At 66.7% G+C, this 23,993-nt stretch carries 11 protein-coding genes; 1 reads left to right on the top strand and 10 read right to left on the bottom strand.

Annotated elements, in window-relative coordinates:
- Positions 1–201 precede the first annotated feature (201 nt).
- On the top strand, positions 202–1,752 hold the full coding sequence (locus JS531_RS02690) for a hypothetical protein (RefSeq protein ID WP_214312255.1): 1,551 nt from the start codon (positions 202–204) through the stop codon (positions 1,750–1,752).
- A 300-nt stretch (positions 1,753–2,052) separates the two neighbouring features.
- On the opposite strand, the gene JS531_RS02685 is transcribed toward JS531_RS02690, so the two are convergent.
- From JS531_RS02685 to JS531_RS02640, 10 genes are all read right to left on the bottom strand, one after another.
- Positions 2,053–4,017 carry a zinc ribbon domain-containing protein gene (locus JS531_RS02685; RefSeq protein WP_276313114.1) on the bottom strand — a complete coding sequence of 655 codons (1,965 nt, stop codon included), beginning with the start codon at positions 4,015–4,017 and terminating at the stop codon, positions 2,053–2,055.
- A gap of 87 nt (positions 4,018–4,104) precedes the next feature.
- Positions 4,105–5,502, bottom strand: a complete 1,398-nt coding sequence (locus JS531_RS11285) for an FHA domain-containing protein (protein WP_214312251.1) — start codon at positions 5,500–5,502, stop codon at positions 4,105–4,107.
- A 13-nt stretch (positions 5,503–5,515) separates the two neighbouring features.
- A complete protein-coding gene (locus JS531_RS11235; protein WP_214312249.1) occupies positions 5,516–6,007 on the bottom strand; it encodes a hypothetical protein in 492 nt (163 codons plus the stop codon).
- Between the two features lie 222 nt (positions 6,008–6,229).
- Complete coding sequence (locus JS531_RS02670) at positions 6,230–11,536, bottom strand: hypothetical protein (protein WP_214312247.1); 5,307 nt, start codon at positions 11,534–11,536, stop codon at positions 6,230–6,232.
- Positions 11,536–12,150 (bottom strand): hypothetical protein, encoded by a 615-nt coding sequence (locus tag JS531_RS02665; RefSeq protein WP_214312245.1) that lies wholly within the window; start codon positions 12,148–12,150, stop codon positions 11,536–11,538. The genes JS531_RS02670 and JS531_RS02665 overlap by 1 nt, the downstream gene beginning before the upstream one ends.
- A complete protein-coding gene (locus JS531_RS02660; RefSeq protein WP_214312243.1) occupies positions 12,147–13,868 on the bottom strand; it encodes a serine/threonine-protein kinase in 1,722 nt (573 codons plus the stop codon). The genes JS531_RS02665 and JS531_RS02660 overlap by 4 nt, the downstream gene beginning before the upstream one ends.
- A gap of 269 nt (positions 13,869–14,137) precedes the next feature.
- Complete coding sequence (locus tag JS531_RS02655) at positions 14,138–18,262, bottom strand: DNA-directed RNA polymerase subunit beta' (RefSeq protein ID WP_214312241.1); 4,125 nt, start codon at positions 18,260–18,262, stop codon at positions 14,138–14,140.
- A 147-nt stretch (positions 18,263–18,409) separates the two neighbouring features.
- A complete protein-coding gene (locus tag JS531_RS02650) occupies positions 18,410–22,024 on the bottom strand; it encodes a DNA-directed RNA polymerase subunit beta (protein ID WP_214312239.1) in 3,615 nt (1,204 codons plus the stop codon).
- Between the two features lie 180 nt (positions 22,025–22,204).
- Positions 22,205–22,864: a hypothetical protein gene (locus JS531_RS02645; protein ID WP_214312237.1), complete on the bottom strand. Its 660-nt coding sequence runs from the start codon at positions 22,862–22,864 to the stop codon at positions 22,205–22,207.
- A gap of 94 nt (positions 22,865–22,958) precedes the next feature.
- The gene (locus JS531_RS02640; protein ID WP_240541991.1) at positions 22,959–23,915 is read right to left on the bottom strand and encodes an A/G-specific adenine glycosylase; all 957 of its coding nucleotides are present in this window, start codon (positions 23,913–23,915) and stop codon (positions 22,959–22,961) included.
- Positions 23,916–23,993: the final 78 nt, after the last annotated feature.

Below are 23,993 nucleotides of genomic sequence, written 5' to 3'. Positions count from 1 at the left end.
ATTCCGCCCCATCCCCTCCCATACCCCTCACGCAACCCCTCATCCGGCACCCCACCCGGACGCGTCGTTTCCAATTGTTCATCTTCGGCTTCCAAGAAAACAGGCCGAACGATGCTAGGCTGGAGACACGCACCCGGCTGTACGACATGGTCATCGAAGGCGAATGACCCGACCGGATGAGGGGAAGGAAAGGAAACTTTCATGAGTGAGGAATATCCGAACGCGACGGGGGCACAGCCCGCCCAACCCGAGCAGAACGGACAGGCCCCCTTCGACCAGTCCACCCAGCCGGCGCAACAGGAGTGGCGTCCCTCCCCGGAGTCCGCGCCCCAGCAGCAGACGGCACCGTCCGGGGCACCGTTCGCCCCGCAGGGCCAATACCCTGCGCAGCCGCAGTTCCCGGCGCAACCGGGATTCCCCCCGCAGGGACAGTTCCCAGCGCAGCCGCAGTATCCGGCGCAACCGCAGTTCCCGCAGGGCCAGCCCCAGCCGGTCGCGGGATTCCCCCAGCAACAGGCGTTCCCCGCCGCTCCCCAGTTCCCAGCTCCGGCAGCCCCGGCTCCGGCCGTTCCCGGAACCCCCACGGCACCCGAAGCCGGCGTTCCGGAAGGCGCTCCCATTTCAGGTGATGCCGCTCCTGAGGCGACGGCGCCGGTCGAAGCGCCCGCACCTAACGGCACCGTCGAGCCGGCAACGGCCTCTGAGGGTGCAGCCCCCGTCAACGCCCCTGAATACCCCGCACCGGCGGGTGCTCCCGAAGCCGGATTCCCCGCTCCCGGCGCACCCGAATACCCTGCGCCGAACGGTCAGGCCCCGGTTCCGGGCGCTCCGACCCCTGGCGTTCCGGGCGTTCCCGGCACCCCGGTTCCGGGCGCTCCGGTTCCTGGCGTTCCCGGTGTTCCCGGTGCCGCGCCGAAGAAGAAGATGTCGAAGGGCGCGCTCATCGGCATCATCGTGGGCATCGTCGCGGCCGTGCTGGCCGTGGTGCTCATCGTGGTGTTCGTGGTGGTCAAGCCGTTCTCGCTGAAGTCCGATGACTATCTGGACGGCATGAACAAGACCATCTCCATCCAGAAGCAGTACAGCGACGTCTCCTCCGAGGTGACCAAGGCCACGAGCGCCGTCTACGGCTCGTCCTCGAAGTTCGACTCCGCCGACGCCGCCAAGCTCAAGAAGCAGCTCAAGGAGTTCACCGACGAGAGCCAGGCGTTCGGCGACCTCAAGGTGGCCACGCGTGACGACAAGGTCAAGCAGCAGTACGACAAGTACATGAAGAAGGTCAAGCAGTACGAGAGCTTCGCCAACAAGATGGCGAACGTCGCCGTGCCGATGAACGAGGCCGCCATCGCGTGCAACGACACGCCGAACGCCTACTATTCGGACAGCGACTTCTACTCCCAGTACGACACGTACATCAAGAGCTGCACCGCCGCCCTGGACAAGGTCTCCAAGACGAAGGACGTGAAGGCCGTGGCCGACTACGCCTCCGCCATCAAGGACTACATCACCCAGCTGGGCGACATCATGAGCCAGATGGAGGCGCTGGGCGATCTGAGCAAGATCGAATACGGCACGGACACCTACAACAAGTTCCGTGACCTGAGCAGTAAGTTCTACGATCTGAGCTACCCGTACGACGCGTCCAGCGATCTGAGCGACGCGTTGCGCGACATGGCCGACGAGTCCAACCCGTCCGAAGCATTGGACGATCTGGACAGCGTCTGCCAGGACGGCTTCAACGAGAAGCTCTGATCCCGCCCGCGGCACATCCTGCCGAAAGCTGTAATGAGGAACCCCTTCGGAATACTCCGAAGGGGTTCCTCATTACAGCCGTATTGCGTCCGTCCACCCGTCCGTTGCCCCGGTTCAGCCGTCGGTTCATCCGTCCGTCGGCCCGCCCGTTGCGTCGTCCGTAGCGTCCGTCCGTCCGCCCGTCCATTGCGTCCGTCCGATTCCGTACCGGGTTCCACGGATGTCGTCCCCCGCACGCCGCATGCCCCGCACGCCGCATGCCCCGCACGCCGCATAGCGGCATGCGGGGCATCGCCGTTTTCAGTCCGTGTCGGAGTCGCTGTCCGTGTCCGCACCGGAACCCGTACCGGAACCTGTACCGGAATCATCCGTCCCCATGCTCGGCGCCGGCTGGCCGGGTGCCTGGCCGCGCGTCACGGTGACCGTGTCGCCGCGGGTGTCACTGCCGTCGCCGGTGTGGGCGGCGACGGACCATTTCATCCATTTCATGGCGGTGTGGTCGCATGCGGTGAACACGCTCTCCTCCGGCAGTTCCGAGTATTCGCCGGTGGATTCGCCGTGCTCGTCCACCGTGATCTGCTGGTCGGTGGTCTTCACATAGATCCGTTTGGTGAGGTAGTTGATGCCGTGGAATTCGCCGCTGTCGAGCAGGAGCCTGTTCCATTGGTCGCTGTCGAGCACTTCGGTCTTCTTGAGGTCCTTGTCGAGCAGGAAGACGCGTTTCTCGCCGTCGTATCCCTTGTAGAGGATGTACAGCGTGCCGTCGGAGAACTGGTCCCATGCGTCGACCTCGGTGTACGGCTTGGCGTCGTCGATGCCGAGCACCGTGGTCATGTATTCGCCTTTGCCGGTGGAGGTGTCGAGGATGATGTCGCCGGATATGCTGCTGATCGCGTAATGGTCGCCGCCGATGTACCGGATGGTCTCCACGCTGCAGCCCGAGACGTCGGAGTTGCCGGGACAGTAGTCTTCACCGAACGAGGCGGTCTGCTTGTTGCCGTCGATGGAGTACAGGTGGTAGCCGGAGCTGTCCGTGACCATGTAGACGTCCTGCATGGTCACGTTGCTCGCGGTGGTCTTGACGACGGACTTGTATCCGTAACCTTGGTCCTCGATGGAGTCCTTGAGGTTCTGCAGCGTGGCGGCTTCGGTCTTGTCGCGGGTGAGGCCCATCACCTGGGTGTGTCCGACGTGCAGGTCGTCGTGGTCGCCGTCACCGGGGTAGGGTTCGTCGGTCACCCATGTCTTGGCGATGGCCACGGTGGTGTTGGACGAGCCGAGGATGCCGTAGTTGTAGTCCTCCTGCTTGTCGAGGTGGTTGTCTTCTTCGGTGCGTAGGTCGATGCGTTTGCCGAGCGTGCCGGCGTCGAGGTCCACCTGGTGTGCGTACAAGTGGACGCTTTCCGGCGTGGTGCCCACGGCTTTGGTCTTGACGGCGTACATGACGAACACGGCCGGGTTGTCGCCGTAGGTGGCGGCGATCTTCGGTTCGGAGTATTCCTTCTCCCCGGATTCGAGCATGGAGATGTGGATCTCCTTGGATTGGTCCATCGCCGGCGTCCAGACGCCCACCGAGTATTCGCCGTCCTCCGGGTCGGATGCGCTTGAGTATGTGGACGAGTCGGAGGTGTCGGTGGTGGAGTCGCCGGATCGGCATGGGATGGGGACGGAGACGAGTGCGCTGCCCGTCCACTGCCAGTCGGAGGTGATATGGCCGTCGCAGACGAAGTCGGTCATGGCGACTTCGCTGACCTTCGGTTTGGTGGGTTGCTTCGGCGTCGCCTTCGGCTTGGTGGTCTTTGTCTTCGGTTTGGCGGCCGATGCCGATTGCGTCGTGTCCGCGGCGTCCGTGGCGTGCATGTGCCTCCAGACGAGGAATCCGGTCACGGAGGCGACGACGAGCAGCACCGCCACGATGGCCGCGATGATCGGGACCGCTTTTCCGTGCTTCTTCCGTCCACCCGTCCGGCCCGCGTCGCCGCCGGCGGCAGGCGCGTCCGGAGCGCCGGGCATGCCCGTCGGCATCGGTACGGGTGGCGCCGGCTGCGGCACCGCAGACGGCGGGGACGGCACCGCGGCGGCCGGCTGCGGCACCGGCATAGGCACCGGTGGGACCGTCGGCGCGGGTCTTCCATGCCCCTGCGCCTGCTCCTGCGCATTCGTGGTCATGCCGGTACCCGCCGCCGCGGCCAGAGGCGCGCCGCAGTTCGTGCAGTAGGCCTGCCCGTCCGGCATCATCGTGCCGCACCTTGTGCATCGTTTCATGGTCCCTCCCGTCATTCCCGGTCTCACGACCGGTCCTGCCGGTTCCGTTCCGTCCTGTCCGCGGCCACTTCGCTGCGTGGGGACGGTCTAGAGCAGTGTGATGATGAACGTGTCGTCGGCGAGCTCGAAGTCCTCCCCGGAGGTGAGGAATTCGGTGCCGCCGGCGGCGATTTCACGGCCCCGAACGCTGGTGCCGTTGGCGGAGCCGTTGTCCGTGATGCTGAACCGGCCGTCGGGCAGCATCTCGATGGTGGCGTGGATGCGGCTCACGTTGGTGTTGCCGCCCATGTGCAGGTCCGCCGTCTTGGACCGTCCGATGGTGGCCTTGCGTGCGATGGCGCCGGTGGCGTTGAGCGTGCGGCCATCGCGCAGTCTGGTGACGGTGAAGCCGGTGCGCGCGGCGCTTCCGAAGATCCGCGTCTCGCCGTCGTCCGCCCGGTCGTCCGGAGACGGTCCGGTCTGTACGGACGGCTGCGTCGGCTTCGGGGATGGCGTGACCGGCATCGCCGGAATCGTCGGTTTCGGCGATGTCTCCTCCTGCGCCTGCGGACTCACCGGTGTCGGCTGTGCTGCCGGCTGCGGCGTCGACCCGTTTTCCGGTGCGGGGATTGCAGGAGCCTTCGACGCGGCCGTTGGTACGGCGTGGGCCTCAGCCACCGCCGATGGCGTGCCGCCGAAATGGGAGAGCACCGTTCCGTCAGGTTCCGACTCCTCCGGCACCTCCGGCTTTTTCGGCGTCTCAGGCCGCGTTTCGGCCCCGACGCCGTTCAACCGTTGCAGGAGCATCGACCTCCGGTCCGTATGTTCCCGCGCGGTGATGGTCGATCCCGCCACGGTGGCGTCTTCCCGTACGGATGCGATGGTCTCGCTCCCGACGGTCGCGCCCACGGTCACCCCTACAGTGGCCGCGTCCTGAGCGGGTGGTCTCAGCAGGCCGAGGGAGACGAGCAGTCCGCCGAATTGCACGGCGGTGAACGCCGGCACCTGTGCGGCGAATTCGCGCACCGAACCCTGCAGCCATTCGCCGCGTGGCGTGACGGGTTTCACATGACGGTTCTCCCCCAGCAGTCCCACGAGCGTCGCCGGCGTGTGACGCCCGGCGCCCAGTCCCGTCAACGGTGCCAAGGCGAAGTAGACGCCGCCGTTGGGCGCCACGAACACCTGCTTGGGGTCCCAGAGCACGGCGGCAAGCGGCACGCCGTTGGCCTCGCACAGGTTCATCACCGTGTACGCGGCGACGAGCGCGCCGGCATACAAGCCATCCGTCACGGGCTGGCGCAACACGTCGTGCAACGTCGTGCATCCGGTCACGTTGTATGTGATGGTGACGCCGCCGTCGGTCACGTCACAGCGGTACGGCAGCAGTGCCGGTCCGCCTGCGGCGAACATCTGCGCATGGGCGGCGTCCGGCCCCTCCCCACGGGTGGAGGACACCGTCATGATCGTCGTGCCGCTTCGCCGGTCCTTGGTCGTTCTGACTTTCACGATGCCACCGTCGCTATCGTTCCTCGACGCCTTCACCGGGCGTCGTCGTCGGGTGTTCCTCCGGCGTACCGACCGTACCGACCGTACCGACCGCATCCGGCGTTTCCGTCACCGTGGGGGAAGCGGCCGAAGGCACCGGCGCTCCCGTGTACGGAGTCGCGGATGGGTAGGCCACGCCCGGTGCCGCATAGGGAGGCGCCATCCGACCTGGCGCACCCGGCACGCCCGGCACGCCCGGCGCACCGGGCCCCGCCGGCGCGTACGGTCCCGCCGGCATCTGCGGCATCCCCGGGTACGGCGCGCCCTGCCATTGCCCGTATTCCTGCTGTTGGCGACGCATCGCCTCCTCCTTCTTGCGGACATTGCGCAGCACGAGCAGCGGCACCACCACCATCGTGACCACGATGGCGGTGATCACAATCACCAGAATGGCGATCGGCAGCGCCACGATCCACCAATCGGTCGACCAATCCCATGGACGGCAGTCCCCATTCACGCAGACCATGTCGTTCTCCTTCCTTTCCCATCGCTTTCGGCGACGGCCCGCATCATCATCGAAACGTCGATTCCATCCTAGGTCCGGCAGACAGGGGCCGGGCCATATCGCCCGGCATCCCCGGAGCCGGCGTGTCGCCCGGAACGACGGGGCGCCCGGCGCACACGTCCCTGTGAAGGAGACCGTGTCCGCCGGGCGCCCATCATCATCGGCCCCTCATCGCCGTCCGGGTCACACGGCCAACGGGTCGCCATTGGTCCTGCCGCGCCGGCTGAACGCCACGATGGCGCCGGCGATGACGGCGAGCACGATGATCAGGCCGAAGATCAGCGTGTTGCGGACCGCGGGCGTGTTCATCGCGTACTGCCACCAGTTGGAGGCCACATAGACGTTGTCGTACGTGGCGACGGCCTTGTTGCCGGCCTTGTCCACGGAAGTGACGGTAATCTCATGGCGGGCGCCGTCCGCGGGCAGACGGAACGTGGGCGTCGAGGAGAGCAGCGTGGAGCCCTTCCACGTGGCCTGCACCTCGCCGTCCACCGCGATCTCGGCGGAGTCGAGGTCGAGGTTGTCCTTCGCGTCCACGCCCACGTTGCGGCCGTTCTGGTCGTAGTACACGGCGCCGGACTGGATGTTCAGCGCGTGCGCGGTGGGGGCGGTGGTGTCGAGCGCGAAGTTCACCTCGGCGTCGCCCTTGCGGTCGACGTCCTTCTTCTCCATGGTGTTCTGGGAGAGGTTGCCGGCCTTGTCGGTGGAGGTGAGCTGCACACGGTAGAAGCCGTCGGCGGCGAACTGCTTCGCCGGGATGGTGTACACGTTGCTGCTCCAGCCCTTGTCGTCGCCGGCCTTGACGCTGTACTCGTCCTCGGAGAGCTGCTTGGCGGAGGCGTTCCGGGCGACCACCACGTTGGACTTGCCGGGCTGGAGTCCGGACACGTTGATCTCGGTGACGGTGACCGGCTCGCTCTTCTTCAGGTACGTGCCGCGCAGGTTCTCGGTGCCCGCGTTGAACAGGTACGTGGAGCCGAAGCGGTTGGCGGAGAAGGTCTTCGCGGTCTTGTACGTGTTGCCGGCCATGTCGGTGGCTTCGGCGGTGAGCGTGTACACGTCGTCGATGTCGGCCTTGCGTTCGAAGTCGGCGAAGTCGACGGTCTGCGTGTTGTCCGTGTCCTTGGTGGTGGATTGGGGCAGCTTCTTGTCCTTGAGCTCGCCGCGGTGGGCGCCGACGAGCGTCCACTTGACGTGCTTGGCGTCGAGGTTCGTGTCGTCCGTGTCGATGAGCGGGGCGACGGTGCCGGCGTAGGCGGTCTTGTCCTCCACGCGTTCGATCTTGATGGACGGCTTGGTCTTGTCGATGACGAATTCGGGTGCGCTGACCTCCTGCGCCACGTTGCCGGCCAGGTCGGTGGCGGTGGCCTTGATGGTGTAGTGCAGTTCGCCGGTGAAGGCCACGGTGTTGGTCCACTGCGTGGTCTCCTTGTCGCCGCCGGCACGAGTCCAGCCGGAGCCGCCCGGCGCGTTCTGCGAAGCGCCCTTGTCGTCGGTCGCGGTGGTGGTGATCACCGATTCACCTTCGGAGAAGTTGCGTTCCGTCTCGCGTACGGTGGCGATGCGGTCGGCCGCGTAGTACATGCCGTTGCGCACGTCGTTGTTGTTGAACGAGAGCTCGAGCACGGGGGCGACGGTGTCGACGGTGAATTCGTCGTGGAAGGTTGCGGCGGCGTGGAGCGGATCGGCGAAGCTTGCGTCGATGGTCCAGTCGCCGTCCCTGTCGGCGGCGAAGGTCGCGGCGTAGGTCCTGCCGTCCTTCGAGACGGCCTTGAACGCGCTCAGCGGCACGGTGCGCGTCTGTCCGTCCACGGTGGCGGTGACGACGGTGCGGTCGCCGTCGCGCGCCTGGAGGAGGTCGAGGTTCGATTCGACGATGGTGACGGTGCCGGTACGGTGCGCCTTGTAGTACTTGCCGTTGCGCACGTCGTTGTTGTCGTACGAGACCTGCATGGTGGGCGCCACGGTGTCGATGACGACGCCGTCGAGGCCCTTGAACGCGCTGTGCCAGGTGAGGTCGCCGGTGGTGGCGTAGTTGCCGGCCTTGTCGCCGATGGCGAGGGCGGTGCCCTTGGTCCACAGACGGAAGCTGTCCTTGTCGAGGGTGAAGGCGAGCGTGCCGTTGGCGTCATCCTGCACGAGCGAGCCCTTGTCCAGCGTGAATCCGCTGGTGTGCGGGTCGGTGCTGGGCGCCCTGCTGACGAAGTTGTCGTCCGTGTCGGCGATACCGAAGTCGCCGCTGCCGGGTGCTACGCCGGCGACGTCGTCGCTGATGCCGTTGAGCGTCACGGTCTCCGATTCGGCGAACAGGAGGCCGCGGAACACCGGGCTGGCGGAGCTCAGCGTGAACTCGCCGAACGTCGGCGCGGTCCAGTCCATCACGAACGTGCCGTTCGTGAGATAGTCGCCGTCGACGGCACCCTGGGTGGCCTTGTCGCGCATGCCCTGGTAGCTGAAGGCGATGGTGTACACGCCCTCCTGCTTGTCGGTCCTGCCGTCGAGGCGGACCGGCTTGGTGACGCTCCACTGGTATTGGCCGGTCTTGGTCCAGCCGTCGGTCACGTGCAGCGGGGACAGGTCCTGTCCGCTGCCCTTGCTGCCTTCGGTGAGGTTCGCGGCCTTCGCCCCGGCGTTGCCCTGGGCGAGCGGGAACCATTTGTCGGTCACCGTGTAGGTGGCGGACACGTCGCCGCGGAAGTAGCCTTGGCGACCGTCGATGAAGACGGGGTGTCCGTCCTTCTCTCCGATGATGTTCTTCTTGGCTTCGGGCGCGTTGTCGGTCAAGGTGATGGCGGAGACGGAGACGTCGTCGGAGCCGGCCTTCATGACCACCGCGGCATCGAGCCCGTTGAGCCCGTACGCGGCGTCGTTGGCTGCTTTGGAGACCTTGTTCGTCACGTTGTCCTCGGCGGTGACGGTGAGCTCGCCCAAATCATACTTGCCTTCGGCGTGCAGGGTGATGGTGCCGTTGCCGTCGGCGTCGAGTGCGACCTGCTCGGTCTTCGCCGGCTGCAGCTCCTTGCCGTCCAAATCGGTGCCTGCCGGCACGGCAACAGTCACGGTCTTGATGCCGGACGTGTGGTCGGTGCTGGTGGTGACGGTACCGTCGGGGGCCTTGCGGTAGTCCTTGACGGTGATGCCAATCGTCTGGTCGCCAGAGGCGGCGTAAATCCGCTTGCCGTCATAGGAGGTGTTTGCCGCGGCGAGGCCGGTGATGGCCGTGATAGTCGGTTCCTGGCTGTCCACACCGAAGGTCACGTTTCGCGTGCCCTTGCTGATGCCGAAGAGCCGGTCCGCGTCGGTGTTGGACGCGACGGAGGCCGTGTACAGGCCGTCGGCGGCCGGCTGGGAGACGGTCCACGTGGCGGTGGCCTTCGCCGGGTTCTTCGCGTCGGACGTGACCTTCACCTGTGCGAGGGTGACGGCGGTGGTCGCGGCGTCGTTGAACGTGCCGGTGACGGCTTCGCCCGCGTTGGCGTTGTTGGCGTACGTGGCGGCGAGGCGTGCGGCGAGCGGGTTGCCGTCGATGTCGGCTTCGAGGGTGACGGTCTTGGAGTGCCAGTCGACGCCGTTCACCTTGGCGTCGGCGTCGCCGGAGGCGCGCACGACGCGCAGCGTGGTGCTGATGTCCTTGGCGCTGCCGGCGAGGGTGAGCTTCTTCGGCAGGGCGGTGCCGCTGGCGTCCGCGGGCACCTTGTCGAAGGTGGTCGCGGCATCCGCGTTGCCGAGCCTGTCGGCGGCCTTGACGCTGATCTTCGAGAAGTCGTAGGTGCCCGGGGTCTTGAGCGTCATGACGAGCGTGTACGCGCCGTTGCCCTGGTCGCGGAGGTCGAGGTCGTAGTCGCTGCCTTCCTTCAGGGCGGTGGCGGTCCCGCCGTCGATGGGGGTGACGTCGCCGGTGATGGCGATGCCGTCCGTGTCGAGTCCGGCGCCGGCTTCGGTGAGGTGGAAGGTGACGTCGCGCGTGGAGGCCTTGTCCGGGTCGCCGCTGAAGGCGAACGTTTCGCCGGTGGTCGCGTCGGCGAGGTCGTTGGCCGTGTCGGCGCCGTAGCTCACGGAGTCGACGGTGGGCGCGGTGGCGTCCACATGGAAGGTCTGCGTGCCGAAAGCGAGGACGAAACGGTACTCGTACGTGCCGTCCGTGGCGTCGGGGATGGTGAAGGTGACCTTCGGCGTGTCCTCGTCGATGTCGGCGGTGACGCCGGTGACGTCAACGCCGTCATGGGTGAGCGTCAGGAGCGGCTGGTTCGACGACTCCATAATCTTGAGATGCAGGAGGAACACGTTCTTGTCGAAGTTGTTCTGGTTCCTCGGTTCCACGGTGATCTTGGAGACGCTCGTGAAGTATCCATCGACCTTGCCGTTGCCCTTGTCGCCGGTCACGGTGTACTTGAAGCGGCCCCTGTACTGCTCGTCGGCGTTGTCGACGACGATCAACGCCGCCTTGTCGGCCTCCGGCAGGAGGTCGGAGAGTTTGGCGCTGACGGGGTTGCCGGCTTCGTCGGTGGTGGTGACGGTGATGTCGGTGACATGGTATTTGCCGGTGGCGGTGGGCGTCCAGACGAACGTGTCACCGGTGGGCCTGCCGGAGCCGATCGTGATGTCACGCCCCTTGTCGTCCACGGCGGTGAGCTTGACGGTGTCGCCGTTCACGGGCGCGCCGAACGTGATGGTGACGGAGCCGCTGCCGGTGGACAGGCGAGTGTCGGCACCGTCCACGGTGGCCTTCCGCCAGTCGCCGTCGGCGGTGGAGAACGCGGCGGCGGTGGGTGCGGCCGGCGGGGTGGTGTCGTAGACCACTGCGGCGGGCACGGTGATGCCGTCGGCGAAGTCGTCGCCGTCGACGGGCAGACCGGTGGCGGGGTCGTCGGACGCGGCGACGGCGAACGCGGTGCTCGCGCCCTCGCCGGTGGCCTTGAGGTCGAGCTGCGGGCTGTCGTCGTCCTGTTCGGAGATGACGTACCGGTCGGCGATGACCCTGCCGGCGTCGTCGCGGGCCTGCGTGAACGCGCCGTACGTGACGGGGATGTCGGTGTCGGCACCCGCGGGCGAGACCGGGCTGACGCGGAACTTGAACGCCACGTCGTCCTTGGCGTCGCCGTCGTACTTGCCGGTGGTACGGTCGAAGCCGCCGGACGGGAAGTCGGCGGTGTCGAGGGTGATGCGGAAACGCAGGGAGTCGGCGTTGGTGGCGCCGTTCACCGGTTTCGCGTCCTTCGCGACGACGCCGCCGGTGGCCGGGTACGCCTCGATGGCGAGGGTCGACCGCGCGGCGCGCGCCGCGGGCGAGGCCGCGGCGACGGCGGTGGCGTCACCGGTCCCGCGGGCCGCGGGGAAGCTGCGTGCGGACGCGACGTGATCGGAGACGGCGGACGAGACGGCCACGGCGGCCGGGGCGATGGCGCCCACGCCCAACGCGAACGCCGCGATGGCGATGGCCGAACCGATGGCCGGTTTGAGCCAATGGAATGCTTCGTGCTTCGGATTCATCACTTGTTCTTTCCTCCACGGACCAGAATGGTGCGGGATTCGTCATCGTCGTCGGTCGTATGCTGGTCGGTCTTGCGGAACTGCATGAGGGAGGTCTCCCCTTCGTCGGCGAGTTCGGCGGCGGACGCCAGGTTCACGGGGATCTCGACGAGCGGATTGCCGTTGTCGTCCTTCGCACCGCTTACGGGCGCGGCTGCCCCGCCAGCAGTCTTGTGCGGCCGTTTCGCGGACTTCGCCGGCTTGGCCGGCTTGGCGGCCGGCGCGTCGAGACGTTCGCCTGCGCCAGTGCGGGTCTCGCCGTCCTCGGTGGGCAGAGAGCCGGAGCCGGTGCCGGTGACCGGACGGAACGCGATGTCGCTGGTCTCGTGCGATCCGGTGCCGCCGGTGGTGTCCGACCGCTTGGATCCGCGCCTGCCGAATTCGTCGGCATGCTGCCAGGAGCCGGCGCGCACGCCGCGCAGGTCGGCGATCTCGCGCGCGGCGGTGCGGCCGGTGAGCGCGTCGCGCACGGCGCGGATGTCGAACACGCGGTAAAGGATTACGGCGACGACGGCCAACACGATGGCCAGCGCTAGGAACACGACCGCGAGGGTCCTGAAGGTATCGGCGTTCACTTGGCATCCCCCTTGATATCGACGAAGGCGTTCGCGATGGCCTCGTACGTGGGTTGCAGGGCCTGTTCGGCCTGCTGCTTCGATTGGTCCTGCGCGTCCGTGGTAGGCGTCACCTTGCCGGCCAGATCGCCGGCCTTGCGGGCCAGCTGCGTCATCTGGTCCTGTCCGACGCCGTCGGCGCGGAACTTGCGCGGGTAGACGCGCAGCGCGTCCAATGTGAGGTTCGCGGCCTCGAGACGGATCACGTCGTTGTCCTCGGACTCGGCCGAGGCGATGAGGTCGTTGAGCTTGATGAAGTACGGCTTGTACTTGCCGGCGTCGCCACCCTCGTTGATGAGCGGGACGATCTGCGTGTTGAAGTCGGCGATGTCCGCGTACATCTGCGCGATCTTCGCGTTCTTGAAGTTCTTGTCCTTCGCGGCGTTGTGCATCCACTGCGAGGCGGATCGGATGCGCGCGTAGCGGATCGGGTCGGAGCCCTGCGAGGCGCCGGACGCGGTCTTCATCTTCGGACCGTTGTAGTAGTACCAGTACATGCGGCCGGTGTCGTAGCTGAGCGAGGCCCACGCGTCCGCGTCCTTGGCGAGGTCGTCGGAGTGGGCGGTGATGGCGGCGTTGTAGACGCGCTCTTCCTTGTCGGTGAACGTGCCGTCGGCCGTGTAGCGTTCGATGAGCTTCTCGTACGGTTCGACGCTGCCGGTCTTGATGTCGGCGGCCTTGAGGTAGGCGTCCACGGCCTGGGCGTCGCCGGTGCTCTGTCCGGCCTTGTTCATCCAGTAGTCGTAGTCGTTGTCCTGCGCGCGGTTGGCGAGCAGCAGGGACCCGCCGGACAGGGCGAGGCAGACCACGGAGGCGATGGCCGCGGCAAGGAAGCCGCGCCACTTGGCGAGCAGCGCGCCGCGGTGCGCCGCGTCCTCCTCCTGGTAGTGCCTGAGCGCATACGCGAATTCGGCGCACGTGTTGAAGCGTTCGTCCGGGTTCTCGCGCGTCGCCTTGTCGATGACGCGTTCGAGGCCCTCGCTCAAGGCGGGGTTGATGCGGCGGATCGGCACGATGCCGTTCTTGCGCGGGTGCGATCCGGTGAGCAGGTAGAAGAGCGTGGCGCCGAGCGCGTAGATGTCGGTGCGTTCGTCCACGGTGCCGTTCGGGTCGAACTGTTCGGGTGCGCCGAAGCCCGGCGTGCCGAGCTGGCGGTCGTCGCCGATGAGGGGGCGTTCGCCCTTGCCGATCTCCAGCGCGATGCCGAAGTCGATGAGTTTGACGGCGCCTTCCGGCGTGAGCATCACGTTGGAGGGCTTCATGTCGCGGAACACGACCGGCGGCTTGCGGCGGTGGAGGTAGTCGAGCACGTCGCACAGCTGGATGCCCCAGTTGACGACGTCCTTCTCCTTCTGCGGGCCTTCCTTCTTGAGGAGGCTGGCCAGCGTCTGGCCCTCCACGTAGTCCATCACGACGAACAGGGAGCCCTTTTCCTCGATGAGGTCCACGATGCGCGGGATGGCCGGATGGTCGAAGCGCTTGATCATGTTCGCTTCGACGGTGAGACTTCTGATGACGAGGTCGCGCTGGACGGGATCGGAGACGTTGCGGATCTCCTTGACGGCCCACTGTTTGTTCAGCGAGGAGTCCATCGCCAGATAGACGGTGGACATGCCGCCCTTGCCTATCCGGGTCAGGATGCGGTACCGCTTGCCCACAAGCGTGTTTTCAGCCACCATACGTGCGGCCCCTTCTGCTTCTCTCGGTCATGCTTCCACGCCGCGGGCGATCAGGGACCCGAACTACCTTCCCCGTACCGCCCACAGCGATACTTGATTCCTGACCATACTCTGAAAAACCGACAATACAACCCCGTTTATCGATGGCAACGGCCCGGGACCCCCGATGGGGGTCCCGGGCCGTTGCCAAGGATTCACCGTCCGTTCATCTTCGTCGCGTTCCCCCTGCGTTCGGGGGAATGCGACGGATGCGGGACGGAGCGGTCGGGTCAGACGGTGCCGTTGGCGCCGTCGGTACCGTCGGTCGTGCTGCCGGAGGCGTCGTCGCCGCCCAGGTCGGGCAGGTCGGTGTCGCCGAGGTCGAAGTCGGCGCCGCCTTCGGTTCCGCCGAGGAACTCGTCGGGGTTGAAGTCCTCGCCGAGCTTGAGGTCGCCGAAGTCGATGTTGGAGAAGTCCACATCGTTCATGTCGCCATCGGGGAAGTCGATGCCGTCGCCGTCCGCGTCGCCGCCCAGACCGAAGTTCGGGTAGATGGTGTCGCGGATCGCCTTGTCCGGCTCGACCACCGCGTTGCGGTAGCGGGCCAGGCCGGTGCCGGCGGGGATGAGCTTGCCGATGATGACGTTCTCCTTGAGACCCTTGAGGTCGTCGACCTTCTGGTTCAGGGCGGCGTCGGTGAGCACGCGGGTCGTCTCCTGGAAGGAGGCGGCGGACAGCCACGAATCGGTGGCCAGGGAGGCCTTCGTGATGCCCATGAGCTCCGGACGGCCGGAGGCGGGCTTCTTGCCGGCCTTGACGGCGGCCTTGTTCACGTCGCGGAAACGGCGCTGGTCCACCAGCTCACCCGGCAGGAGGTCGGTGTCGCCGGAGTCGATCACGGTGACGCGACGGCTCATCTGGTGCACGATGACCTCGATGTGCTTGTCGTGGATGTCGACGCCCTGGGAGCGGTACACGTTGTGCACCTCCTCCACGATGTTCATCTGGGCCGCGCGCTTGTTGAGGATGCGCAGGATCTTCTTCGGATCGACGGAACCCTCGACGAGCTGGGTGCCGGTGGCGACATGTTCGCCGTCCTTGACCAGCATCGGCACGCGGCGGGACACGTTGTAGATCAGCGGCTTGATCTCGCCGTCCTCCGTCGGGGCGCCGGAATCGGCGTCCGGGACGAGGATGATCTGACGGCCGCGCTCGTTGTCCGTGACCTTGATGGTGCCGGCGAACTCGGCGATCGGGGACTCGCCCTTCGGCGTACGGGCTTCGAAAAGCTCGGTGACACGGGGAAGACCCTGGGTGATGTCGGACGCGGAGGCGACGCCGCCGGAGTGGAAGGAACGCAGGGTCAGCTGCGTACCCGGCTCGCCGATGGACTGGGCGGCGACGATGCCCACGGCCTCGCCGACGTCGACCAGCTTGTTGGTGGCCATCGACCAGCCGTAGCACTTGGCGCACACGCCGCGCGTGGAGTCACAGGACAGCACGGAACGGCACTTGACGAACTCGACGCCGTGGGCCACGAGATCCTTGAGGACGTCCATGGACAGGGCGTCGTCACGGTGGTACAGGACGGTGGTGCCGTCGGCGGGGTCGACCACGTCGGCCGCGAGCAGACGGGAGTACGGGCCGCCGTCCGCCGCCTTGACGAGCACGAGCTTGCCGTCGGCGTCGCGGTCGGCCACGCGGATCTGGATGCCCTGCTTGGTGCCGCAGTCCTCCTCGCGCACGATGACGTCCTGGGCCACGTCGACGAGACGACGGGTCAGGTAGCCCGACTCGGCCGTACGCAGTGCGGTATCGGCCAGACCCTTGCGGGCGCCGTGCTGGGAGATGAAGTACTCCAGCACGGACAGGCCGTCGCGGTAGTTGGACTTCACCGGACGGGGGATGATCTCGCCCTTCGGGTTGGCCACGAGGCCACGCATGCCGGCGATCTGGTTGATCTGCATCATGTTGCCTCGCGCGCCCGACTGGACGATGATGGCGAGGTTGTTCTGCGGATCGAAGTCGTGCTCCACGGCCTTGGAGACCTCGTCGGTGCACTCGGTCCACAGGTCGATGAGCTCCTGGCGGCGCTCCTCCTCGGTCAGCTCGCCGATCTCGTACTTGTCGTTGATCGTGGCGGCGTCCTCCTCGTACTTGGAGACGAGGGATCCGCGCTCGGCCGGCTCGATGACGTCGGAGAACGCGAAGGACACACCGGACCACGGCGCGCGGGTGAAGCCGAGGTCCTTGAGGGCGTCAAGGGAGGCGGCCACCTGGGCGGTGGAGTAGCGGGTGGCGATGTCGTCGACGATCTTGGCGAGGCGCTTCTTGCCGACCTGCTCGTTGACGAACGGGTAGTCCACCGGCAGCGTGTGGTTGAACAGCACGCGTCCGTAGGAGGTGGCGAACAGCGCGGTGCCGTCGTGGAAGCGCTCCTCGTGCACGGTCTCCTCGCCGTTCTGGGCGGCCGGGTCGGCCACCTTGAGCTCGCCCGGCTCCCAGCCGGCGGGCAGGACGAAGTCGGCGGGCACGCGGATGAGCACCTTGGCCTGCATGTCGATCTCATGCAGGTCGAGGGCCATCTCGGCCTCGGCCAGCGAGGAGAACACGCGGCCCTGGCCCTTGGCGCCCTCGATCACGGTGGAGAGGTAGTACAGGCCGAGGATCATGTCCTGGGACGGCATGGTCACGGTGTGGCCGTCGGCCGGCTTCAGGATGTTGTCCGAGGCCATCATCAGCGAGCGGGCCTCGGCCTGGGCCTCGGCGCTCAGCGGCAGGTGGACGGCCATCTGGTCGCCGTCGAAGTCGGCGTTGAAGGCGGCGCAGGCAAGCGGCGGCAGGTGGATGGCCTTGCCTTCCACCAGGATCGGCTCGAACGCCTGGATGCCCAGACGGTGCAGCGTAGGCGCACGGTTGAGCAGCACCGGATGCTCGGAGATGACCTCTTCGAGCACGCCCCACACCTCGGAGTCGCCGCGGTCGACGAGACGCTTGGCGCTCTTCATGTTCTGCGCGTAGTTCATGTCGACGAGGCGCTTGATGACGAACGGCTTGAACAGCTCGAGGGCCATCGGCTTCGGCAGACCGCACTGGTGCATGCGCAGGGACGGGCCGACGACGATCACGGAACGGCCGGAGTAGTCGACGCGCTTGCCGAGCAGGTTCTGACGGAAGCGGCCCTGCTTGCCCTTGAGCATGTCGGACAGGGACTTGAGCGGACGGTTGGACGCGCCGGTGACGGCACGGCCGCGGCGGCCGTTGTCGAACAGGGAGTCGACGGCCTCCTGGAGCATGCGCTTCTCGTTGTTGAGCATGATCTCCGGGGCGCCGAGCTCGATGAGTCGCTTGAGTCGGTTGTTGCGGTTGATGACGCGACGGTACAGGTCGTTGAGGTCGGAGGTCGCGAAGCGGCCGCCGTCCAGCTGGACCATCGGGCGCAGGTCCGGCGGGATGACCGGGATCACGTCGAGGACCATGGCCTCCGGCTTGTTGCCGGTGGACAGGAACGCGTTGACGACCTTGAGGCGCTTCAAAGCCTTGGTCTTGCGCTGCTCGGACGCGTCCTTGATCTCCTCGCGCAGGTCGGCGGCGATGGCCTCGAGGTCGAGGGACTGCAGGCGCTTCTTGACCGCCTCGGCGCCCATGGAGCCCTCGAAGTAGTCCTCGTAGCGGTCCTGCATCTCGCGCCACAGGTCCACGTCGTCGATGATGTCGCCGGCCTTGAGCTTCTTGAACTTGTCGAACACGGCGTTGAGGCGCGCGATCTGGTCGTCGTAGCGCTGGCGGATGGCCGCCATGTCGCGCTCGGCGCCGTTGCGCAGCTTGGCCTTGGCGGTGCCCTTGGCCTCGCCGGCCTCCTCGAGCTCGTGCAGATCGGCCTCGACCTTCTTGGCGCGGTCCTCGATCTCGTTGTCGCGGCGCTTCTCGAAGTTCGCGATCTCGTGGTCGAACTCGTCCTGCAGGTCGGGCAGGTCCTGGTGACGCTGCTCCTCGTTCACGGAGGTGACCATGTAGGAGGCGAAGTAGATGACCTTCTCCAGGTCCTTCGGGGTGATGTTGAGCATGTAGCCCAGACGGGACGGCACGCCCTTGAAGAACCAGATGTGGGTGACGGGGGCGGCCAGCTCGATGTGGCCCATGCGCTCGCGGCGCACGCGGGAGCGGGTGACCTCCACGCCGCATCGCTCGCACACGATGCCCTTGAAGCGCACGCGCTTGTACTTGCCGCAGGCGCACTCCCAGTCACGGGTCGGTCCGAAGATCTGCTCGCCGAACAGGCCGTCCTTCTCCGGCTTGAGGGTGCGGTAGTTGATGGTCTCGGGCTTCTTGACCTCGCCGTGGCTCCAGCCGCGAATGTCGTCCGCGGTGGCCAGGCCGATCCTCAGCTTGTCGAATGCATTGACGTCCAGCACTGTTGTGATGTCCTTACTTACTCGTTTTGCTACGACTGTTTCGTTCGTTTGCACCGTGGGGTGCGCGGGTCCGCGCCGCCGGGCCCGGGGCCGTGCGTCACATGGACGTCACTGCCTTCCGGGCGGTCCGGCGCGGCGCCCCGCGTCTCACTGGTATTCGGGCGTGGGGGCCGCCTGGTCTTCCTTCGCGGCGGCGTCGGGGCGGGCGCCGATGTTGAAGCCGAGGTCGTCGGAGGAGTTGGACGGATCGTCGTCCTCGTCCTTCATGTCGATGGCCTGGCCTTCGGCGTTGAGCACCTCCACGTTCAGGGAGAGGGACTGCATTTCCTTGAGGAGCACCTTGAACGATTCGGGGATGCCCGCGGAAGGCAGGTTGTCGCCCTTCACGATGGCGCCGTAGACGCGCACGCGGCCGTCCACGTCGTCGGACTTGGTGGTCATCATCTCGTGCAGCGTGTACGCGGCGCCGTAGGCCTCGAGGGCCCACACCTCCATCTCGCCGAAGCGCTGGCCGCCGAACTGCGCCTTGCCGCCCAGCGGCTGCTGGGTGATCATCGAGTACGGGCCGGTGGAGCGGGCGTGGATCTTGTCGTCCACGAGGTGGTGGAGCTTGAGCATGTACATGTAGCCCACGGAGATCGGACGCGCGAACGGTTCGCCGGTGCGGCCGTCGAACAGCGTGGCCTTGCCGTCGGGGCCGACCAGACGGTCGCCGTCGCGGTTCGGCAGCGTGGTGGACAGCAGGCCCTTGAGCACGTCCGGCTTGACGCCGTCGAACACCGGGGTGGCCACCGGGGTGCCCGGCTCGGCCTTCTCGGCGCCGGCGGGCACGAGCTTCTTCCACTCGGCCTCGAGGTCCGGATCCAGGGAGATGTCCCAGCCGGAGTGCGCGATCCAGCCGAGGTGCAGCTCGAGCACCTGGCCGAGGTTCATTCGGGAAGGCACGCCGAGCGGGTTGAGCATGATGTCGACCGGGGTGCCGTCCGCGAGGAACGGCATGTCCTCCTCGGGCAGGATGCGGGAGATGCAACCCTTGTTGCCGTGGCGGCCGGAGAGCTTGTCGCCCACCGTGATCTTGCGGTGCTGGGCGATGTAGACGCGGATCATCTGGTTGACGCCGTTGGGCAGCTCGTCGCCGTCCTCCTCGGCGTCCTCGCGGGTGATCTCCTTGACGCCGATGACGGTGCCGGTCTCGCCGTGAGGCACGCGCAGCGAGGTGTCGCGCACCTCGCGGGACTTCTCGCCGAAGATGGCGCGCAGCAGGCGCTCCTCCGGGGTGAGCTCGGTCTCGCCCTTCGGCGTGACCTTGCCGACGAGGATGTCGCCGGCCTCGACCTCGGCGCCGATGCGGATGATGCCGCGCTCGTCGAGGTTGGCCACCGCGTCCTCGCCGACGTTCGGCAGGTCGCGGGTGATCTCCTCGGCGCCCAGCTTGGTCTCGCGGGCGTCGATCTCGTACTCCTCGATGTGGATGGAGGAGAGCGTGTCGTCCTGGACGAGACGCTGGGAGATGATGACGGCGTCCTCGTAGTTGTAGCCGTTCCACGGCATGAACGCGATGAGCAGGTTCTTGCCGAGGGCCAGCTCGCCCTTCTCGATGGCGGGGCCGTCGGCCATCACGGTGCCGGCCTCGACGCGCTCGCCGTCGTGGACGATCGGACGCTGGTTGTAGCAGGTCGTCTGGTTGGAACGCTGGAACTTGGCCAGCTTGTAGGAGCTGGTGGTGCCGTCGTCGTTCATCACGCGGATCATGTCGGCGGAGACGTAGGTGACCACGCCGTCCTTCTCGGACTTGATGACGTCGCCGGAATCGTTGGCGGCGCGCCATTCGGAGCCGGTGCCGACGAGCGGGCGCTCGGATTCGATGAGCGGGACGGCCTGGCGCTGCATGTTGGTGCCCATGAGCGCTCGGTGGCCCTCGTCGTGCTCGAGGAACGGGATGAGCGAGGCGCCGAGGGAGACCATCTGGCGCGGGGAGACGTCCATGTAGTCGACCTGGCTGACCGGCACATCGACGGCCTCCTCCTCGCCGACTCGGGCGAGGGCCTCGGACTTGACGAAGTTGTCGTTCTCGTCGAGCTCCTGGTTGGCCTGGGCGATGACGTGGTCAAGATCGCGGTCGGCGGTCATGTACTCGACCTCGTCGGTGACGTGGCCGTCGACGACCTTGCGGTACGGGGTCTCGATGAAGCCGAACGGGTTCACGCGGCCGAAGGTCGCCAGCGAGCCGATGAGGCCGATGTTCGGGCCTTCAGGGGACTCGATCGGGCACATGCGGCCGAAGTGGGACGGGTGCACGTCGCGCACCTCCATGGAGGCGCGGTCGCGGGACAGACCGCCGGGGCCCAGCGCGGAGAGACGACGCTTGTTCGTCACGCCGGACAGCGGGTTGTTCTGGTCCATGAACTGGGACAGCTGGGAGGTGCCGAAGAACTCCTTGATGGTGGCGTTCACCGGACGGATGTTGATGAGGGACTGCGGGGTGATGGCCTCGGCGTCCTGGGTGGTCATGCGCTCGCGCACGACGCGCTCCATGCGGGACAGGCCGGTCCTGAGCTGGTTCTGGATGAGCTCGCCGACCTGGCGGATGCGGCGGTTGCCGAAGTGGTCGATGTCGTCGACGTCCACGCGCAGGTCCACGTCCTCGCCGTTGCGCTTGCCCGGGAAGGTCTTCTTGCCGTCGTGCAGCGTGCACAGGTATTTGATGGTGGCGATGATGTCCTCGTGCTTGAGGCCACGATCGTTGATGTCGGTCTCGAGGCCGAGCTTGCGGTCGATCTTGTAGCGGCCCACGCGGGCGAGGTCGTAGCGCTTGGTGTTGAAGTAGAAGGAGTCCAGCAGGTTCTTGCCGGCGTCCGGCGTCGGGGTGTCGGCCGGGCGGATCTTGCGGTACAGGTCGACGAGGGCCTCGTCCTGGGTCTGGAGGGTCTCCTTCTCGAGGGCGTCGAGCACCAGCGGGTAGTCTTTGAACGCCTCGCGGATCTCCGGCTTGGTCATGCCGATGGCCATGAGGAACACGATGGCGGACTGCTTGCGCTTGCGGTCCACGCGCACCTGCGGCTGGTCCTTCTTGTCGATCTCGAACTCGAGCCATGCGCCGCGGCTCGGGATGATCTTCGCGCCGAAGACCTCCTTGTCGGAGGTGCGGTCCTGCTGGCGGTCGAAGTAGACGCCCGGGGAGCGCACGAGCTGGGAGACGATGACGCGCTCGGTGCCGCCGATGATGAACGTGCCGTGCGGGGTCTGCAGCGGGAAGTCGCCCATGAAGACGGTCTGGCTCTTGATCTCGCCGGTGTCGCCGTTCTCGAACTCGGCGTTGACGTACAGCGGCGCGGAGTAGGTGTAGTCCTTCTCCTTGCACTCCTGGACCGTGTGGCGCGGCTCCTCGAAGTACGGGTCGGAGAAGGTCAGGGACATGGTCTGCGCGAAGTTCTCGATCGGGGAGATCTCCTCGAAGACCTCGTCGAGGCCGGAGATGTGCGGCGTGGTGACGGTGCCGTTCTCCTCGTCCTTCGCGACGCGCGCCTTCCAGCGGTCGTTGCCGATCAGCCAGTCGAAGCTGTCGGTCTGCACGCCCAGCAGGTAGGGCACGTCGATGGGTTCCTTGATGGAACCGAAGTTCACGCGGTCCGACGCCTTGTGCAGGTCGATGTCGTGCTGGTCGGCGCGTGCGGTGATGGTGGTGGTGTTCGTCTTGGACTCAGTAGCCAATGGACGTTCCTTATCGCTCGCTAATCGTATGGTTCCCCGGGAGCGCCGCATGGCCACCATATGCCTATGCGGACGCTTCATCGTTGGTGGCATGCCCGCAATATGACACACCATATGCAAACACAAAATAGTAGTGATATGAGGAGACGTTCACCGTGAATTCATCCGGCGGCACCTCGCCCATCCACAAATCGACACACTATCTTCACAAATGCCGTGTATGGGGCGTCGTCACTGCACCTCAATCGTCACCGGCTGGCTCTTCACCTTCGGCGCGTTCTTGAGCCGCAGCACACCCACGTACGTGCCGCGGTCCACCTTCGGCAGCTCGTCCTGGTTCTCCACGCACTGGCCGTCCGTGGTGCTGTTCGCACCCCACGTAATCGACTGGATGTCCTTGTCCCCCTTGGCCATGAGCAGACGGCGCGCGTCCACCGGGCACACGTCGGAGCTCCACACCTTCTGCCCGTTCTGGGTGATGGTGAGCACACGGCCGGAATCGGAGGCGTCCAACAGGCAGGAATCGTTGCCCTCGTGCACGATGGTCGCCACCCACTCCAGGGAGCCGCCCACCGGCACCGTGGCGGATTTCGCGGTCAGCTCCAGCCGCGTGTCCTTCGCCGAGCAATCGCGCACGCCCGAGCTGTGATGTGGCTCGGGGGCGGCGGACCGTTCCATCACCGCATGCGAGACCGAGCCGAACGTCGCATCGTAGACGAAGCCCACGCCGCGCGAGATGCTGTACACGCAGAACACCGCCAATGCAAGGAACACCGCGAGCAGCACGCCCACCACGATGCGGCGGCGACGGTAGATCGCCCGCTGCCGTTTGCTGAGCTTGCGCCTGCGTTTCTTCGGAGCCTTGCCCGCCGTGTTCCTCTGCACTGCCATAACGCCCCCAGTCTAGATTCCCGTCCGGTCATGGCATGGCCGCCCGACGCCATTCCCGCATCCTTCTTCACATACCGCCGTACGAAACCGTCCCTTATTCCGGAAGCCGCACGTCCCCGCCGGGCAGCAGTTCGATGAGACCGTCCTCGTCGAGACCGGCCACACATCGGTCGAGCTGGTCGCGGTCCTTCCACAGCGATTCGACGGTCGCGCGCTCCAGCACGCCGGTCCCCTCCGGCAGCCGGCGCAACGCCTCGAGCACCAGACCACGCACCTGCCGGTCCGTCCCCTGGAACCGTTGGCGCGGGCGCGTACGCCGCTCACCAAGCCCGGGACGCCCCGCGGCCAGGAACGCGCACTCCCCCGCCACCGGGCAGTGGCCGCACAGCGGGTTCTTCGCCGTGCACACCAATGCGCCCAGCTCCATCACCGATTGGTTCCACGTCACCGAGCGCGACGCATCCTTCGGCAGGACCTCGTCGGCGAGCGCCCGTTCGGCGGGGCTCGCCGCGCCCCCTCGCGACTCCTCGCCCAGGAACACGCGTGACAGCACGCGGCGGATGTTCGTGTCGATGACGGCCACGCGCTCGCCGTACGCGAAGCTCATCACGGCCGACGCGGTGTAGTCGCCGACGCCGGGCAGCGCGACCAACGCGTCGTATGTACGCGGCAATTCGTCGCCGCACTCGGCCGAGACGACCCGTGCGCACTCCTGCAGGCGCAATGCACGGCGCGGGTAGCCGAGCCTCCCCCACATGGTGATGACGTCGGCTTTGGGGGCGGCGGCGAGCGCGGCGGCGTCGGACCACCGGTCCATCCATGCGCTCCAGTAGGGCACGACGCGGCTCATCTGCGTCTGCTGGCTCATCACCTCGGAGACGAGGACGCCCCACGGCGTCGTGCGTCCGAACCGCCACGGCAGGTCGCGCGCGTTCGTCTCCCACCATGCGGCGAGCCTCCGGCGGACGTATTCGACGGCATGCCGAGGCGTCGGTTCCGGCACGGTCGCGTACGCGCCCGTCGCCATGGTGTCGCCGCCGTCACGTGTCATGTCCTGTTCCGCCTTCCCTGCGTGCCGCCGATGGTCTCCGATTCATGCCGTCGCGGCCGACGCCATCGTACCTGCCGT

This window comes from Bifidobacterium sp. CP2, assembly GCF_018555635.1.
GTDB lineage: Bacteria > Actinomycetota > Actinomycetes > Actinomycetales > Bifidobacteriaceae > Bifidobacterium > Bifidobacterium saguinibicoloris.
The sequence above is the reverse complement of the archived record's forward strand: the minus strand, read 5'-3'. Positions and strand labels throughout refer to the sequence as shown.

Excerpts from the sequence above, each read along its gene's own strand:
- JS531_RS02690 (WP_214312255.1), top strand. The coding sequence starts at position 202 with ATGAGTGAGGAATATCCGAACGCGACGGGGGCACAGCCCGCCCAACCC.
- JS531_RS02685 (WP_276313114.1), bottom strand. The coding sequence starts at position 4,017 with ATGAAACGATGCACAAGGTGCGGCACGATGATGCCGGACGGGCAGGCC.
- JS531_RS11235 (WP_214312249.1), bottom strand. The coding sequence starts at position 6,007 with ATGGTCTGCGTGAATGGGGACTGCCGTCCATGGGATTGGTCGACCGAT.
- JS531_RS02670 (WP_214312247.1), bottom strand. The coding sequence starts at position 11,536 with ATGAATCCGAAGCACGAAGCATTCCATTGGCTCAAACCGGCCATCGGT.
- JS531_RS02660 (WP_214312243.1), bottom strand. The coding sequence starts at position 13,868 with ATGGTGGCTGAAAACACGCTTGTGGGCAAGCGGTACCGCATCCTGACC.
- JS531_RS02650 (WP_214312239.1), bottom strand. The coding sequence starts at position 22,024 with ATGCGGCGCTCCCGGGGAACCATACGATTAGCGAGCGATAAGGAACGT.
- JS531_RS02645 (WP_214312237.1), bottom strand. The coding sequence starts at position 22,864 with ATGGCAGTGCAGAGGAACACGGCGGGCAAGGCTCCGAAGAAACGCAGG.
- JS531_RS02640 (WP_240541991.1), bottom strand. The coding sequence starts at position 23,915 with ATGACACGTGACGGCGGCGACACCATGGCGACGGGCGCGTACGCGACC.